The sequence below is a fragment of the Crenobacter oryzisoli genome, assembly GCF_030385785.1.
Taxonomy (GTDB): Bacteria; Pseudomonadota; Gammaproteobacteria; order Burkholderiales; family Chromobacteriaceae; genus Crenobacter_A; species Crenobacter_A oryzisoli.
Genome location: NZ_JAUEDK010000036.1, coordinates 1 through 16537 on the forward strand (window position 1 = coordinate 1; position 16537 = coordinate 16537).

14 protein-coding genes are annotated in these 16537 nt (G+C 62.2%); 8 read left to right on the forward strand and 6 right to left on the reverse strand.

Features of this window, described 5'->3' with window-relative positions; all coding sequences use genetic code 11:
* Positions 1-27 precede the first annotated feature (27 nt).
* A complete protein-coding gene (locus QU481_RS16895; protein ID WP_289830262.1) occupies positions 28-993 on the forward strand; it encodes an IS1595 family transposase in 966 nt (321 codons plus the stop codon).
* A 60-nt stretch (positions 994-1053) separates the two neighbouring features.
* Here QU481_RS16895 and alaS read toward each other — a convergent pair whose 3' ends face one another.
* The 3 genes from alaS to recA all read right to left on the reverse strand — a co-directional run bounded on the left by alaS (position 1054) and on the right by recA (position 5371).
* Positions 1054-3684, reverse strand: a complete 2631-nt coding sequence (alaS, locus tag QU481_RS16900; RefSeq protein ID WP_289831202.1) for an alanine--tRNA ligase — start codon at positions 3682-3684, stop codon at positions 1054-1056.
* Positions 3685-3848: 164 nt separating this feature from the next.
* On the reverse strand, positions 3849-4319 hold the full coding sequence (gene recX / locus QU481_RS16905; protein WP_289831203.1) for a recombination regulator RecX: 471 nt from the start codon (positions 4317-4319) through the stop codon (positions 3849-3851).
* Complete coding sequence (gene recA / locus QU481_RS16910) at positions 4316-5371, reverse strand: recombinase RecA (RefSeq protein WP_289831204.1); 1056 nt, start codon at positions 5369-5371, stop codon at positions 4316-4318. Before recA ends, recX begins: the two co-directional genes overlap by 4 nt.
* A gap of 241 nt (positions 5372-5612) precedes the next feature.
* Between recA and hrcA the strand changes: the two genes are divergently transcribed.
* The 7 genes from hrcA (at position 5613) to QU481_RS16945 (ending at position 11560) form a co-directional block, all read left to right on the forward strand.
* Complete coding sequence (hrcA, locus tag QU481_RS16915; RefSeq protein WP_346432451.1) at positions 5613-6644, forward strand: heat-inducible transcriptional repressor HrcA; 1032 nt, start codon at positions 5613-5615, stop codon at positions 6642-6644.
* 49 nt (positions 6645-6693) lie between these two features.
* The gene (gene mltB, locus QU481_RS16920) at positions 6694-7710 is read left to right on the forward strand and encodes a lytic murein transglycosylase B (RefSeq protein WP_289831205.1); all 1017 of its coding nucleotides are present in this window, start codon (positions 6694-6696) and stop codon (positions 7708-7710) included.
* A gap of 16 nt (positions 7711-7726) precedes the next feature.
* Positions 7727-9670: a DNA polymerase III subunit gamma/tau gene (gene dnaX, locus QU481_RS16925; protein ID WP_289831206.1), complete on the forward strand. Its 1944-nt coding sequence runs from the start codon at positions 7727-7729 to the stop codon at positions 9668-9670.
* Positions 9671-9675: 5 nt separating this feature from the next.
* Positions 9676-10014 (forward strand): YbaB/EbfC family nucleoid-associated protein, encoded by a 339-nt coding sequence (locus QU481_RS16930; protein WP_289831207.1) that lies wholly within the window; start codon positions 9676-9678, stop codon positions 10012-10014.
* Between the two features lie 4 nt (positions 10015-10018).
* Positions 10019-10486, forward strand: a complete 468-nt coding sequence (locus tag QU481_RS16935; RefSeq protein ID WP_289831208.1) for an Rv1443c family protein — start codon at positions 10019-10021, stop codon at positions 10484-10486.
* Positions 10483-11085, forward strand: a complete 603-nt coding sequence (gene recR, locus QU481_RS16940; protein WP_289831209.1) for a recombination mediator RecR — start codon at positions 10483-10485, stop codon at positions 11083-11085. The genes QU481_RS16935 and recR overlap by 4 nt, the downstream gene beginning before the upstream one ends.
* Positions 11086-11371: 286 nt before the next feature.
* On the forward strand, positions 11372-11560 hold the full coding sequence (locus QU481_RS16945) for a hypothetical protein (protein ID WP_289831210.1): 189 nt from the start codon (positions 11372-11374) through the stop codon (positions 11558-11560).
* Positions 11561-11699: 139 nt separating this feature from the next.
* Here the strand turns inward: QU481_RS16945 and QU481_RS16950 are convergent, their stop codons facing one another.
* From QU481_RS16950 to lptF, 3 genes are read right to left on the reverse strand one after another with little or no spacing between them, the layout of a single operon-like run.
* Complete coding sequence (locus QU481_RS16950; RefSeq protein WP_289831211.1) at positions 11700-14270, reverse strand: [protein-PII] uridylyltransferase; 2571 nt, start codon at positions 14268-14270, stop codon at positions 11700-11702.
* A complete protein-coding gene (lptG, locus tag QU481_RS16955; RefSeq protein ID WP_289831212.1) occupies positions 14271-15344 on the reverse strand; it encodes an LPS export ABC transporter permease LptG in 1074 nt (357 codons plus the stop codon).
* Complete coding sequence (gene lptF / locus QU481_RS16960; RefSeq protein WP_289831213.1) at positions 15341-16450, reverse strand: LPS export ABC transporter permease LptF; 1110 nt, start codon at positions 16448-16450, stop codon at positions 15341-15343. Before lptF ends, lptG begins: the two co-directional genes overlap by 4 nt.
* Positions 16451-16537: the final 87 nt, after the last annotated feature.

Consider the following 16537-nt stretch of genomic DNA (forward strand, 5'->3'; position numbering starts at 1 on the left):
TTGATGGTCATCACGACGGGGGAGATGATGAAAGCGACTGAGTTTGAACGGTGGCTGAGCCATGTGTCCCGTCTGACGAGGCGTCAGCGAGAGCGGCTTGCTGATGCATTGCGGGAACACGATGACACCGAACGCTGCAGAGCCCTCATTGAGTCACGGCTAGCCGATAAGGCTTGCCCACATTGCGGGACCACCGCGGCCTACCGGCATGGAACGGCTCATGGTTTGCAGCGGTATCGCTGCCGGCGCTGCCAGAGAACTTTCAACGCGCTGACGAACACCCCACTAGCCCGGCTCCGCCGGAGGGAGAAGTGGCTCGGCTACAGCCAGGCGATGCTGGATTCGCTGACGGTGCGCCGCTCAGCCGGGATGCTGGGCCTGCATCGGAACACGACATTTCGCTGGCGTCACCGTTTCCTGGCCTGGCTGAAAGACGACCGTCCGGCCCGCCTGTTCGGCATTACCGAGGCCGACGAAACCTATCTGCTCGAATCGGAAAAAGGCGCCCACCACCTGCAGCGCTCCTCGCGTCGGCGCGGGGGCGTCGCGAGTTTGCGTGGCTTGTCCAAACAGCAAGTCTGTGTGCTGGTCGCCCGCGACCGCAGTGGGCAAACCCTCGACTTTGTGACGGGGAAAGGGCAAGTGACCAAGGCACAACTCAAAGCGGTCTTGCCGGCTGTTCTCGACAAAGACGTGCTGTTGGTGAGCGATGGGAATGCCACCTACCGGTACTTCGCCCGCGAGGCTAACATCTCGCATGAGGCGGTCAATCTCAAGGCAGGTCGCCGTGTTCGGGGGGCTTACCACGTTCAGAACGTCAATGCCTACCACAGTCGCCTACGCGCGTGGCTCAACCGCTTCCACGGCGTGGCGACTAAGTACTTACCCAACTACTTGGGCTGGCGCCGACACCTTGACGCCCACCGTATCAGCACGCCGGCAGCCCTCCTGGATGGTGCTCTTGGCAAGTTTCCACACCTAACGGTGACATAGCCAATAAAAACCGCGCTGCCGCCGAAGCGGGAGCGCGGTATGCGGATTAAGCGTCGCGGCTTACTTGGCGGCGATCCAGGCTTCGACGCTTTGCAGCGCGGCGTGCAGGTTTTCCGGCTGGGTGCCGCCGGCCTGAGCCATGTCCGGACGGCCGCCACCCTTGCCGCCGACCTGCTGGGCAACATGGTTGACCAGCTCGCCGGCCTTGAAGCGGGAGGTCATGTCCTTGCTCACCGAGGCGAGCAAGGCCACCTTGCCGTCGATCACCGAAGCGAGCAGGGCGACCGCGCTGCCCAGGCGGTCGCGCAGCTTGTCCGACAGGGTGCGCAGCGTGGCGGCGTCGACGCCGTCAAGCTGGGCGACCAGCAGCTTGTAGTCGCCCTTGTCGACCACCGACTTGGCCACCAGCTCGTCGAGCTGGCTGAACGCCATCTGGCTCTTCAGTGCGGCGACTTCCTTCTCCAGCGCCTTCAGTTGTTCCTGCTGGCGGGTCAGCTTGGCGACCAGTTCGCCCGGCTGGGCCTGGATCAGTGCACCAGCTTCGCGCAGTTCACTCTCCTGGCCTTGTACCCATGCCAGTGCGCCCGCGCCGGTCACTGCCTCGATACGACGTACGCCAGCGGCCACACCGCCTTCGGCCACGATCTTGAAGAAGCCGATGTCACCAGTGCGTTTCACGTGGGTGCCGCCGCACAGTTCGGTGGAGAAGTCGCCCATCTTCAGCACGCGTACCTCGTCACCGTACTTCTCGCCGAACAGGGCCATGGCGCCGGCGCGGATCGCGTCGTCGTAAGCCATCAGGCGGGCGGTCACCTCGTAGTTGGCGGCGACCACATGGTTGACCACGCGTTCGATCTCGGCGATCTCGGCAGCGGTTACCGGGCCGGTATGGGCGAAGTCGAAGCGGGTACGCTCGTGGTTGACCAGCGAGCCCTTCTGCGCAACATGCTCGCCCAGCACGTGGCGCAGTGCCGCGTGCAGCAGGTGGGTGGCCGAGTGATTGCGCGCGGTGGCCTGGCGCTTGTGCAGGTCGATGGTGGCTTGCACGCTGTCGCCGACCGACAGCTTGCCGCGTGCCACACGACCGGTGTGACCGAACACGGCGGCCTTGATCTTCTGGGTATCGGCCACGTCGAACAGCCCGCTCACGCCGCCGGCCACCGAGATCTCGCCGGTGTCGCCGACCTGACCGCCGCCTTCAGCGTAGAAGGCGGTGTTGTCGAGCACCACGATACCTTCGTCGCCTTCGGACAGGCTGTTTACCGGCTCATTGCCCTTGTACAGGGCAATGATGCGGGCATCGATGCTGACGTTGTCGTAACCGTGGAAGCAGGTGTCGTCACCCTGATAGTCAACGTTGCCGGTCATTTTGAAGGTAGAAGCGGCGCGGCTTTGGGCGCGCTGTGCTTCCATTGCGGCGTCGAAGCCAGCCTGATCGATGGTCAGGTTGCGTTCGCGGCAGATGTCAGCTGTCAGGTCGAGCGGGAATCCGTAGGTGTCATAGAGTTGGAAGGCGGTCTTGCCGTCGAGTACTTTCTCGCCCTTGGCCAGCGCGGCTTCCAAGAGCGTCATGCCCTTGTCCAGGGTCTCGGCGAACTTGATCTCTTCCTGCTTCAGGGCGTCCTCGATCACGGCTTGGCGCTCGCGCAGTTCCGGATAGGCATCGCCCATTTCGGTGACGAGATCGGCCACCAGCTTGTGGAAGAACAAGCCCTTCTGACCCAGCTTGTAGCCGTGGCGGATCGCGCGGCGGATGATGCGACGCAGCACGTAGCCGCGGCCGTCATTGGACGGCAGCACGCCGTCGGCGATCAGGAAGGAGCAGGCGCGGATGTGATCGGCGATCACCTTCAGCGACGGCACATCCATGCTGAACGGCACGCCCACTTCGCGGGCGGCGGCCTTCAGCAGACTCTGGAATAGATCGATTTCGTAGTTGGCGTGCACATGCTGCAGCACGGCCGAGATACGCTCGAGGCCCATGCCGGTGTCCACCGACGGCTTCGGCAGCGGGTGCATCGTGCCGGTCTCGTCGCGGTTGAACTGCATGAACACGTTGTTCCAGATCTCGATAAAGCGGTCGCCGTCTTCTTCCGGACTGCCCGGAGGGCCACCCCAGATATGGTCGCCGTGATCGTAGAAGATCTCGGTACACGGGCCGCACGGACCAGTGTCGCCCATCTGCCAGAAGTTGTCCGAAGCGTACGGCGCGCCCTTGTTGTCGCCGATGCGGACGATCTTCTCGGCCGGAACGCCCACTTCCTTGTTCCAGATGTCGTACGCCTCGTCGTCGGTGGCGTACACGGTGACCATCAGTTTTTCCTTGGGCAGGCCCAGCCATTGCGACGAGGTCAGGAATTCCCAGGCGTACACGATGGCGTCGCGCTTGAAATAGTCGCCGAACGAGAAGTTGCCTAGCATCTCGAAGAAGGTGTGGTGGCGGGCGGTGTAACCGACGTTTTCCAGGTCGTTGTGCTTGCCGCCGGCACGTACGCACTTCTGCGAGGTGGTAGCACGGGTGTACGGGCGCTTGTCGAAGCCGAGGAACACGTCCTTGAACTGGTTCATGCCGGCGTTGGTGAACAGCAGCGTCGGGTCGTTGCCCGGCACCAGGCTGCTCGAGGCCACGATCTGGTGACCCTTGCTTTCGAAGTACTGCAGAAACTTCTGGCGAATTTCAGCGGTTTTCATGTCGATAGTGTCGCAATGCAAAAGCCCGACGCGGGGGCGTCGGGACTGGAGATTCAAGTCCGTAATGGAGCGATTGTGGCAAGCGGGGCCACGACTGGCAAGGCTTTCGGCCAACCTGGCCCGGCCGCGGCGCGGGAAGAGGGCCTGCTTGGCAGAAAACCCGGTCAGACATCGAAGCCGTCGAGCACGCCGTCATCGTCGTCGCCAGCCGCTTCGAGCACCCGGCGGATCACGCCGCCGGAGAAGCCGCGCGCAGCGAGAAAACGCATCTGCTTGGCCTTTTCCTGCGGGCTGTCCGCCTTCTGGCCGAACTTCTTCTGCCACTGGGCGCGGGCGATGGTGAACTCGTCCTCGCCACTGCCGGCCAGTTCGTGGATGGTGGCATCGTCGACGCCCTTCATCCGCAGTTCCTGGGCGACCCGGCGCGCGCCATACTTCTGGCTGCGCACATGGGCGAACTGCTCGGCGAAGCGGCTGTCGGACTGCCAGCCGCGTTCGGCCAACTCGGCCAGCAGCGCATCGAGCTCCTCAGTCGAATCGGCATGCGGCGCGAGCTTGCGGGCCAGTTCCACCCGCGAGTACTCGCGCCGCGACAGCAAGTCGAGGGCTCGCGCCCTCAGACTCTTTCCGGTCATACCAGCAGATCGTCGGCCAGTTCGCCGTCGGTTTCGTCCTGCTTGCCTTCGGTGATGGCGATGTTGACGCCGACCTTCTCGCGGATCTTCGCTTCGATCTCGCGGGCGATGGCCGGATTGTCCTTCAGCCACTGGCGGGTATTGTCCTTGCCTTGGCCGATCTTCTGGCCATTGTAGGCGTACCAGGCTCCCGATTTGTCGATGAAGCCGTTCTCGACGCCCATCTCGATGATTTCGCCTTCGCGCGAGATGCCTTCGCCGTACAGGATGTCGAAGCCGGCCTGGCGGAACGGCGGGGACACCTTGTTCTTCACCACTTTCACACGGGTTTCGTTGCCGACTACTTCCTCGCCCTTCTTGATGCCGCCGATGCGACGGATGTCGAGACGGACCGAAGCGTAGAACTTCAGCGCATTACCGCCAGTGGTGGTTTCCGGGTTGCCGAACATCACACCGATCTTCATACGGATCTGGTTGATGAAGATCACCAGGGTGTTGGTGCGTTTGATGTTGCCGGTCAGCTTGCGCAGCGCTTGGCTCATCAGGCGGGCCTGCAGGCCAACGTGGCTGTCGCCCATCTCACCCTCAATCTCGGCCTTCGGCACCAAGGCCGCCACCGAGTCGACCACGATCACGTCCACGCCGCCCGAACGCACCAGCATGTCGGCGATTTCCAGCGCCTGTTCGCCAGTGTCCGGTTGCGAGATCAGCATCTCGTCAACTTTCACGCCAAGCTTCTGGGCGTAGATCGGGTCCAGTGCGTTCTCGGCGTCGATGTAGGCGCAGGTGCCACCCAGTTTCTGCGCTTCAGCAACCACCTGCAGGCACAACGTGGTCTTACCCGACGATTCCGGGCCGTAGATTTCGATGACGCGACCGCGCGGCAGGCCGCCCACGCCCAGCGCCAGGTCGAGGCCGAGCGAGCCGGTGGAGATCACTTGCAGGTTTTCGGTGATCTGGTTGTCGCTCATGCGCATGATCGAGCCCTTGCCGAACTGCTTTTCGATCTGGGCCAGGGCCGCGCTCAGCGCTTTGCTTTTATCGTCCGCCATGCTTTCTCCAAACGGGGTCTTGAGTTGTGGCCGCAGCCTCGGTATCCGGCGGCAGGCGCTGTCGGGCGACAGCCTTGCTGCGCCTGGATTCGGCCGGTATTCGGCTGCAGCGCTTACGGAAAACTGGCGGGAATTATCGCACAAATCGGCGCAGCGCATTTTTGTGGCGGAGCGAACGGCGCGCTGCTTGAGAAATCGCGTCACTGCGTCCACTTTTGCAACTAAGGAGGGCTGTGCCAAAATGAATGGCATGTTGAATGACCGCGCCCAACGCTTGCTCAAGACGCTGATCGAACGCTATATCGCCGACGGTCAGCCGGTCGGTTCGCGCACGCTGTCGATGTTGTCCGGGCTGGAACTCTCGTCGGCGTCGATTCGCCATGTGATGGCCGAACTGGAGGAGATGGGGCTGATCATCAGCCCCCACACCTCGGCCGGCCGGGTGCCGACCGCGCGCGGTTACCGCATGTTCGTCGACAATCTGTTGACGATCAGCCCGCTGCAGGACTCGCTGGTGAGTCAGCTGGAGACCGGTCTGCGCCCGGACAGCCCGCAGCGCATGGTGCAGGCCGCCTCGTCCTTACTCTCCGAACTGACCCATTTCGCCGGCGTGGTGCTAACGCCGCAGCGGCCAGACGCGGCGTTCCGCCAGATCGAATTCCTGCGCCTTTCAGAGAAGCGAATCCTGCTTATCCTGGTGACGCTCGACGGCGACGTGCAAAACCATTTGCTGACCCCCGAACGCGACTACAGCAGCACCGAGTTGACCCGCGCGGCCAACTTCCTCAATACCCATTACGCCGGGCTGGGCCTCGCCACTGTCGCCGAACGGATGACGGCGGAACTCGCCCAGCTGCATAGCGACATCTCCTCGCTGATGGCCGCGGCGATCGAGCTGGGCCGGCGCTCGCAATTGGATCCAGCCGAATCGGTGGTGATCAGCGGTGAGGCGAAGCTGTTGCAGATCACCGACCTGTCCGACGACCTGACCCGGTTGCGTGAATTGTTCGCGACCTTCGAGCACAAGACCGAACTCTTGCGGCTCCTGAACCAGAGCCGCAGCGGGCAGGGCGTACGCATCTTTATCGGCGAGGAGTCCGGAGTGACGACGCTGGGCGAATGCTCGGTGGTCACCGCGCCTTATCTAATCGACGGACTGGTGGTCGGCACGCTCGGCGTGGTCGGCCCGACTCGCATGGCCTACGAAAAAATCATCCCTATCGTGGACATTACTGCGCGGCTGGTATCCAGCGCGCTGTCGCATCACGAATGAACCCGGCGCGGGAGCGTTCGGCCAACCCGCGCCAGCACTGGAGTTTTCCATGATCCGAAGCAAGACCCTGCTGGCCGCTGCCGGCCTGATTTTCGCCGGCCATGCGCTGGCCGACGCGGCGTTTCTCGCGCGGCCGGACGTGCAGCGCTATATCGACGAGCAGGTGGCAAGCGGTCAGTTCAACCGGCCGGAGCTGGAGGCCGTGTTCGCCAACGTGGAACTCAAGCCGAACATCCTGAAGATTCTCGATAAGCCGTCCACTTCGCGGCCGTGGTACCAGTTCCGCCCCAATCACGTGAACGAGCGGCTGATCGCCGGCGGCGTGAAGTTTTGGCGCGACAATCAGTCCGCGCTGGAGAGAGCGCAGCAGGTCTATAAAGTGCCGCCGCAGATGGTTGCGGCCATCCTCGGTATCGAAACCAACTACGGCGGCAATATGGGCAGCTTCCGCGTCGTCGACGTGCTGTCGACCATCGGCTTCGACTACCCCCGCCGGGCTGAATACTTCCGCGGCGAGCTGACCCAGTTCCTGCTGCTGGCGAAAGAAGAGCGCGCCAACCCGCTCAATTTCAAAGGAAGCTACGCTGGCGCGATGGGTATGCCGCAGTTCATGCCATCCAGCTACCGCAAATGGGCGGTTGACTTCGATGGCAGCGGCCACCGCGACATCTGGAACAACCGCAGCGACGCGATCGGCAGCATTGCGCACTACTTTGCCAATTTCGGCTGGATCGGCGGCGACGACATCATCGTGCCGGCGCAGGTGACCCCGGGTCCGCAGATCGATAAGCTGGTGGCCGACAAATTCAACCTGCACTACACGGTGGGCGAGCTCAGGCAGATGGGCGTCGTCCCGCAGGCACCGTTGCGCGACGATGTGAAGGCGGTGCTGGTGCCGCTGGAGACTGCGCCCGGCATCACCGAGTACTGGTTAGGGCTCAACAATTTCTTCGTGATTACCCGCTACAACAAGAGCACCCTATACGCCAAGGCGGCTGAGGAGTTGGCCGAGGCGATTCGCGAGCGCTATTACGCCGAACAGTTCGCCCCGCGCCAAGCGCAATAAGGTAGAATCCGCCGCCATGAGTTACCAAGTCCTTGCCCGCAAGTGGCGTCCCAAGCGCTTTGCCGATCTGGTCGGCCAGGAGCACGTGGTACGTGCATTGTCCAATGCGCTGGCCGACAACCGCTTGCACCACGCCTACCTGCTTACCGGTACCCGCGGCGTGGGTAAGACCACTATTGCACGTATTCTGGCCAAGAGCCTGAACTGCGAGACTGGCGTCACAGCCGAGCCATGCGGAGTCTGCAGTGCCTGCACGCAGATCGACGCCGGCCGCTTCGTGGACCTGTTGGAGATCGACGCGGCATCCAATACTGGCATCGACAACATTCGCGAGGTATTGGAAAACGCCCAGTACGCGCCGAGCGCCGGGCGCTTCAAGGTCTACATCATCGACGAAGTGCACATGCTGTCGAAAAGTGCCTTCAACGCAATGCTGAAGACGCTGGAAGAACCGCCGTCCCACGTCAAGTTCATCCTCGCCACCACCGACCCGCAGAAGGTGCCGGTCACTGTATTGAGCCGCTGTCTGCAGTTTTCGCTGCGCAATATGACGCCGCAGCAAGTCGCTGCGCACTTGGCTCACGTGCTCGACATCGAAGCGGTGCCCTACGAAGTGCCGGCGTTGGCGCTGCTCGGCCGCGCTGCCGCTGGTTCGATGCGCGACGCGCTGAGTCTGCTCGACCAAGCGATCGCCTACGGTGTCGGCCGTGTCGAGGAAAGCGGCGTGCGCGCCATGCTCGGCGCGGTTGACCGTCGTTACCTGTTCACCCTGCTCGACGCGCTGGCGGCAGGCGAGGGGCCCCGACTGATCGCCGAGTCCGAAGCATTGGCCGAACGCGGTATCGGCTTCGACAGCGCGCTGGCCGAGATCGCCGCGTTGCTGCAGCAGATTGCGCTCTACCAGACCGTGCCGGCCGCACTGCCGGACGACGAGCCAGAGCGCGACGCCATTGTCGCGCTGGCCTCGGCGCTCAGCCCGGAAGATGTGCAGCTCTACTATCAGATCGCACTGCATGGTCGCAAAGACCTGCCGCTGGCACCGGACGAGCACGCCGGTTTCTCGATGACGCTGTTGCGTATGCTGGCGTTTCGTCCGCTGTCGCTCGACGTGGTGGCGAGTGAAGCGCCAGCGGCGCCCGTCGCCACCCGTCCGATTCCGGTCAGTCCTACGCTTGGAGCGTCGGCTGCCCACGGCGGTGGGCAGGGCGCTGCAGCGGCTCGCGCGGCGCTGGCCAGAGCAGGTGGTCGCGACGACAGTCAGCGAGTCGCGCGACCTTCCGAGCCTCGCGATCCGGAACCCGAGCCCGCGAGATCGCTCACAGCGGAGAAGCCTGCAGTAACCGCGCAGCCGGTGCGGCAGCCTGAGCCGCTGGAAGAACCTGTCGATCTGCCGTGGGTAGCGGACAGTGAGCCGCCGCCACCACCACCGCCTCCAGAGGAGTGGGGCGAGCCGGTTTCGGCTCCGGCTCAACACGAAGAACTGCGCCGTGCCGAGTCGGCCGTGACGGCCAAGCCCGAGCCGGTGACGGCTGTCGAGCCGCCACGTCGCCGTCCGCCGTCCGATGCAGGCTTCGACGATTGGGGTGCGTTGGCGCTGGAGCTGGCGCCGCAACTGGGTGCTGCACAGATGCTGGCGCTTAATGCGGTATTGCTGAAGCGCGAGGGTATACACTGGACCTTCGCGGTGTCGAAGAGCTTTGCCAATACCCCGGCCACCAACCGCGACCGGGTAGAGAAACTGCGCAGCGTGTTGTCCGAGCATCTGGGCGAGGCGATTCAGGTCGAGCTCGTGGCGCAGGATGACGCAGGTGACACGCCGGCAATGCAGCGTGCACGTTATAAAGAAGAACAGCTGGTGGCCGCCGAGGCCTCTTTGCGTCAAGACCCCGTGGTCAAGGCAATGGAGCGCGAATTTGGCGCGACGCTGCTGACCGACACTATTCAACCTATCCAGGAGTAACACCGATGTTCGGCAAAAATGGCATCGCCGGCCTGATGAAGCAGGCCCAGCAAATGCAAGAAAACATGAAGAAGGCGCAGGAAGAACTGGGTCAGATCGAAGTCGAGGGCCAAGCTGGCGCCGGCATGGTCAAGGTGGTGATGAACTGCCAGCACGCGGTGAAACGCGTCAGCATCGACGACAGCCTGCTCGCTGATGCCAGTGAAGACAAGGAAATGTTGGAAGACCTGATCGCCGCCGCGCTGAACGACGCGGTGCGCAAGGTGGAAACCACCACCCAGGAAAAGATGGCCGGCTTTACCAATGGCCTGAACCTGCCGCCGGGCATGAAGCTGCCGTTCTGAGCCCATGCCCCACTATGGCCACTTCACCCTGAGACAGTGGCTGCCCGCACCGCCCGAGGCGGTGTGGGCGCGGGTGACCACTTCGGCCGGCATCAACGATGAACTGTCCCCTTGGTTCAGCATGTCGTTGCCGGCCGAAGCCTTGCCTGCCGGTGAGATTCGCGATCTGGCGCTAGGGCGCTGTTGGCTGCGCCTGTTTGGCATGTTGCCGATCGACTATGACCGACTGTTCCTGGTGCGCCTCGCGCCGTTTGGTTTCGACGAGTGCTCGCAGATGCTGACCCAGCGCCATTGGCTGCACCGGCGTCGCTTACGCGCGCTGGATGGCGGCACCGAAGTGATCGACCGCATCGGTTTCGTGCCGCGTCTCCCCAGCCTGCTCGGCCTGTATCGTCTCATTCTGCTGGCGGTGTTCCGCTGGCGCCATGCCCGGCTGCGCCGGCATTTTTCCGTATTCCCCGTGCCCCGATGAAGAACCCGCCCTCACTCGACCAACTGATCTCCGCCCTCAAGGTGCTGCCGGGGGTCGGCCCCAAGTCCGCCCAGCGCATGGCCTACCATCTGCTACAGCGCGATAAGGCCGGGGCCGAGAAGCTGGCGCGCGCACTCGACCGGGCACTGACTCAGCTGACCCATTGCGAGCGCTGCAACACCTTCAGCGAGACTACCTTATGCAATGTCTGCGCCGACGACAAGCGCCGCCAGGACACGCTGATGGTAGTGGAGATGCCGGCGGACCTTGCCAATATCGAGCAGTCGCAGTGCTACGACGGCCTGTATTTCGTGCTGATGGGACGGGTCTCGCCGATGGAGGGCATCGGTACCAACGACATCGCGCTGGCCAAGCTGATGGCCCGTGCACTCGACGGAACGGTGGAGGAGGTGATCGTCGCGACCAATTTTACCGCCGAGGGTGAGGCGACAGCTCACGTGATAGGTGAGTTGCTGAAGGACAAGGGGGTCAAACTGACTCGGATCGCACGCGGCCTCCCTGTGGGAGGCGAGCTGGAATATGTTGACCTCGGTACGCTGGCACAGGCTGTCTATGAACGGCGCGGTCTGACGCGTTGAACGTTTCGAATAACTGTCAAAACCGGCCGCTGGCCGGTTTTTTTCATGGGTACGCGGCGGGAGTCAGTCTGCCGGAGGCAGAAGGTGTGGTTTTTGCGTTGTCGAGATCGCTTAATGCCAAGAAAATTGTGTCATTCGCACGATATGGGCTTCGCAACGCGGCAGCTTTATCATATCTTCGTGCCAAGACATTGTCGGGCGCCTTAGCAGAGCCTCCTGAAGAGGGGTCTATGAGCAGGACGGGCTCCCGATCCAACCAAGCTGTCACTCTTAGGGAGGAATCACCATGTCAGACAATTTGTCGCTCGCCGACACCTTCAACCTCAAGCACACTACTGACCTGACCGAACTGATCGAGCGGGTCACTGTGGCCAAGGAACAGCTCGCAGCTCTGCGTAGCGATGCTCAGCAACTGGCGGGCGGTGCTGCACTGGTTGCCAGGATCGACGCCATAGTCGGTCTGTTCGACCAGTAAACAGTCCACCGACTAGCAAAACACAGCCCCGCTAGAGCGGGGCTTTTTGTTGATTTTAGGCTGTACGGTTGTGGGTCTGGAGATCGAGATCGGCGAAGTACAAGTGCTCTTGGGTTCTCCTGTGGGGAGGTAAGCGGCGCTAGACCGACAACACTTGCAGCAGGTCGGACTCCAGGTTCAGCAGCGTCTTGGCATCCTTCAGACCGGTCCCGGACAAGAGGAATGAGTCTTCAATTCGGCCGCCGAGCGTCATGATCTTGGCCGAATGCACGTCGATGCGGTAGTCGGACAGGAGCTTGGTGAGCTGGGCCAGCAGGCCCGGTCGGTCGCCGGCGACGATGGACAACACAAAGTAGTCATCACGGTCGTCGGGGCGGATCTGCACCTGCGGCTGGATCGGGAAATGCTTCAGGTGACGGCTGATGCGCCCCTCGGGCGGCAACGCGATCGGGCCGGTGTCTTGTATTGCTGCGGCCAGTTCGAACTCGATGAAGTTGATCAGGTCGCGGTAGTCGCCGTCGTGGTGTTCCGGGATGAACACGTGGAAGGTATCGAGCGCATAGTCGTGGCGGCTGGTGTAGACCTTGGCATCGACGATGCTGTAACGGGTACGACCGAAGAAGGCGCAGATCCGGGCGAACAGCTCAGGACGGTCGTGTGCGTAGACCAGCACTTGGATGCCTTCATGGCCTTCGGCCAACCTGGCGCGAACCATCGGCTCGTCGACGTGGACGAAGCGGTTGAGCAGCCGGGCATGCCAGGCGATCTCCTTGGCCTCGTGGCGCAGGAAATAGACGGTGTCCAACTCTTTCCAGAGCTTTTCCTCGGCACCCTCGGGCACGGCGAATAGGCGCAGGATGGTGCGCGCTTGGGCCTTGCGTTCCTCCAGTTCCGATTCGACGTCGATGCCGCCACGCCTCAGCACCCGCAAGGTGGCATGGTACAGGTCTTCCAGCAGCTTGCCTTTCCAGGCGTTCCACACTTTTGGGCTGGTGCCACGGATGTCGGCCACAGTCAGGAGATACAGCGCAGTTAGGCGGCGCGGCGTCTTGACGATGTCGGCGAAGCGCTGCACTACCTCGGGGTCGTAGATGTCTTCCTTCTGGGCAATGCTGGACATGGTCAGGTGTTCGCCGACCAGCCACTCGACGAGGTCGGCGTCCTCGGCCGATAGGCCGTGGCTCTCGCAGAACTGGCGGGCATCGCTCATGCCGAGCTCGGAATGGTTGCCGCCGCGTCCTTTGGCGATGTCGTGGAACAGGCCTGCGAAGTAAAGCAGTTCGGGCTTGTCGAAGTCGTTGATCAGCCGCGACAGGAACGGGTACTCGTGGTTGAACGCCGGCACCGCGAAACGGCGCAGATTGCGCACCACCATCAGAATATGTTCGTCCACGGTGTAGACGTGGAATAGGTCGTGCTGCATCTGGCCGACGATGCGCCCGAAGGCCGGCAGGTACTTGCCGAGCACGCCGTACAGATTCATTCGTCGCAGACTGCGTGTCAGGCCCGGCTCGCGGAACAGTTGCAAGAACAGCGCGTGGTTCTTCGGGTTACGGCGGAAGCGCTCGTTGATGCGGCTGCGCGCATGCCACAGCGCACGCAGCGCGCGCGGTGCGATGCCGGTCAACTCCGGGTGGCGCTGCAGTAGCAGGAAAGCTTCAAAGATCGCCGAGGGTTCGCGCTCGAAGGTGTCCGGCTTGCTGATCGCCAGCATGTCGTTGACGCTGTAGAAACGCTCGTTCAGCGTCTGCGTGATGCGCGGCACCGGCGAGTAGAGTCGGCCGCGCAGATTGGGCAGTAGAATGCCATTGAGCTGGATTACCGTGCGGGCGGCACGGAAATAGAGCTGCATCAGCTGTTCGCTGGCGCGCTTGCCGGGCTCGTCGATCAGACCCCAGGCGCGGGCGACGCTCTGTTGCAAGTCGAAGATCAGCCGGTCCTCGCGGCGGTGAGCGGCCAGGTGCAGGTCGATGCGCAGTCGCTCGAGCTGGCGCACGCTGTGCTGCAACAGGCGGCTCTCGGCGGCGGTGAGGATGCCTCGCCGCACCAGCGCATCCCAGTTGTCGCCTAGGCCGATCGCCTTGCTGATCCATAGGATGGTGTGCAGGTCGCGCAGACCGCCCGGGCTTTCCTTGACGTTCGGCTCCAGGTTGTTGGCGACACCGAAGTAACGGTTGTGCCGCTGTTGCTGTTCCAGTTGCTTAGCCTCCAGGAAGGTGAAGGCATCGCGGTGCAGCAGCAGGGTGCGGTTAAGCTCGTCGTAGAGCGGGATGTTGCCGGCGAGCAGGCGGTTTTCAAGCAGCGTGGTCTCGACGGTGACGTCGGCCTCGGCTTCGCTGATGCATTCGGTCAAAGAGCGCACGCTGTGACCGACTTCGAGACCGATGTCCCAGAGCAGGCTGATGAACTGTTCGATGGTCGGGTTGAGTCCAGTTGGCACCGGCTCGGGCAGCAGGATCAAAAGGTCGATGTCGGAATGCGGAAACAGTTCGCCGCGGCCGTAGCCACCGACGGCGATCAGCGCGGCCTGCTGGCCTAGCGGCAGGCTCTGCCAGACTGAACGGAGTGTCTGGTCGACCAGCTGGCAGTGCTGGCGCAACAGCGCATGGGCGTCGCGTTCCTTGGCGTAGCTGGTGAACAGTGCCGCGCGCCGTTCGGCCAGCTGGTTGCGCCATTGGCGGGTCAGGTCGAACGGGGCGGCTTGGTTCATTTAGCGGCGCTCCTGTTTGGCGATCAATGCGACGCCGGCCAATAGGAAGGTCAGTGTCGGCAGGGTGGCGGACATGATCGGGTTCCAGTCATACAGGAGGCCCAGGAAGCCGAACAGCCGGTTGGTGAAGTGAAAACCAATCCCGAGGCAGATGCCGAGGAACAGTCGCACGCCTAGCTGGCCGTGGCGGCGCTGTTGTGGCGTGAAGGCCAGCGCGATCAGCGCCATCGACAGGCAGGCCAGTGGGTAGAACAGTTTGCTCCACAACGCGATGTCGTAGCGTTGGGTCTTCTGCTTGTTCATTTCCAGGTGGTGGATGTAGGTCATCAGGTTGAGTGCCGACATCTGTTCCGGAACCACCAGCAGCACGTTGAGGATGTCCGGCTGGATCACCGAGTTCCAATCGTAGGTCGGGTAGACCTTGGCTATGGTGCGGTCGGGCTCGATGGTGGTCTCGCGCAGGTTGGTCAGCGTCCAGTGCCCCTTGCCATTGTAGTGACCGCGCTCCGCCTGTTGGCTCTTCACTAAATGGTAGTTGTCATCATACTGATAGATGCGCACCGACAGCAGCGTGTTGTCGGGCAACATCTCGCCGACGTTGATCAGGTGATTGTTGTCCTTCACCCAAATACCGGAGCGGAAGTCCTGCGCAACCATGGAGCGGGTCGCCTGTAGCCGCATCCGCTCTGCCTTCTGTTCGGCGAGCGGCGAAATGAATTCGCCCATCACGATGGTCAGTACCGCAAAGATCACACCGAACATCACCAGCGTACCGGCAATCTGGGCGAGCGAGACACCACTAGTGCGGATGATGGTGTATTCGCTATGGGTGGCGAGCTGGGTCATGGCGACCATGCCACCGATCAGCACCGCCAGAGGCATCAGCTCATAAGCGTGGCCTGGCATCAGCAGGCTGACATAACTGAGCATCGAGCCGAAGCCGTAGTTGCCCTTGCCGAGCGAGCCGATTTCCTTGACGACATCAAAGAAGGCATAGAGGCCCAGTAGGGCGATCAGTGCAAACAGCGTTGCCGAGGAGAGCTGAGCGATCAGGTAACGACGAATCAGTTTCATGGGCGTTCAGTCCTTTTCAGGGCTGAGGTGAGGGTGTGCCAGAACGGTCCGGCAGGCAGGTTGCGATAGCGCAGCAGAAGCAGTGAGATGATCAGCATGATGACGTGCATCGGCAACAGACCCCAGGCTCCCAGCTTGCCGTCCTCGATCCAGTTGCGGCTGAGGGTCAATCCATTCTGGTAGATCAGGTAGCCGGCCAGCGCAAACATCAGGTTGTAGGTGTGGCCGCTGCGCGGGTTGAAGTAGGACAATGGGATGGCTAGCAGTGCGAGGATCAGTGCGCTGATCGGCATCGAAATCCGCCACATCAGCTCGGCCTTGTCCTGCGGATCGTTGCTGTGGAAGAGCTGGGACATTGAACGGGTTTGCGAGTCGGTTACCGGTGCGATCAACTTCGGGGCAGTGCCGACGATCACGGTGACGCGCTCGAAGTTGGCCACTTCGAAATTGGGCTGGCCCGGTTCGCCAGCGTAGCGACGGCCATTTTCCAATATCAGCAGCCTTTCGCCGCGCTCGTTGGTGGTTAGGTGGCCGTGTTTGGCGAACACCGTGGCCACTTTGCCTTCGGAAGTGTCCTGCACAAAGATATTGGTGGCCGCGCCGCTGGTGCCCGAGAAACTTTCGACGAAATATACCCGGTTGGCTGCCGCTGACTCTTTGAAGACCCCAGGGGCAATGGCTGACAACTCTTCACGTTGTTTTAGAGTCTCTGCATATTCTTTGCTGCGCTGGGTGGCCCAAGGGCCGACCTGACTCGACAGGATGCCTATCAGGATGGCGAATGGAATGGTGAATCGCAGCACTGGCCTGACCCAGTCGCTGAGCGCCACGCCAGACGAGAGCCACACTGACATTTCGTGTTCGCGCCAGTAACGCGTCAACACGGTCAATACGCTGATGAAAACGGTCAGAATCAGTAGCAGCGGAAACAGCCCAAGCGACCAGAAGCCGATCAGCGCGGCCACCGCTTCAATGGCCACGCTGCCCTGAGCGGCGCGGCCGAGCAGGTTGATAGCCTGCGTGGTCACCAAAATCGCCAGCAAGACGACGAACACGCCGATGGCGGTCATCGTGAGCTCGCGGTTTAGGGTTTTACGAAAAACCATAAATCAGGGCCTTTTTTGACTTTTTAGCGGAAGCGTTGTGATAATTGAAATTGATATATTTTCAGAAGCGCCTTACGCAAAAACCTC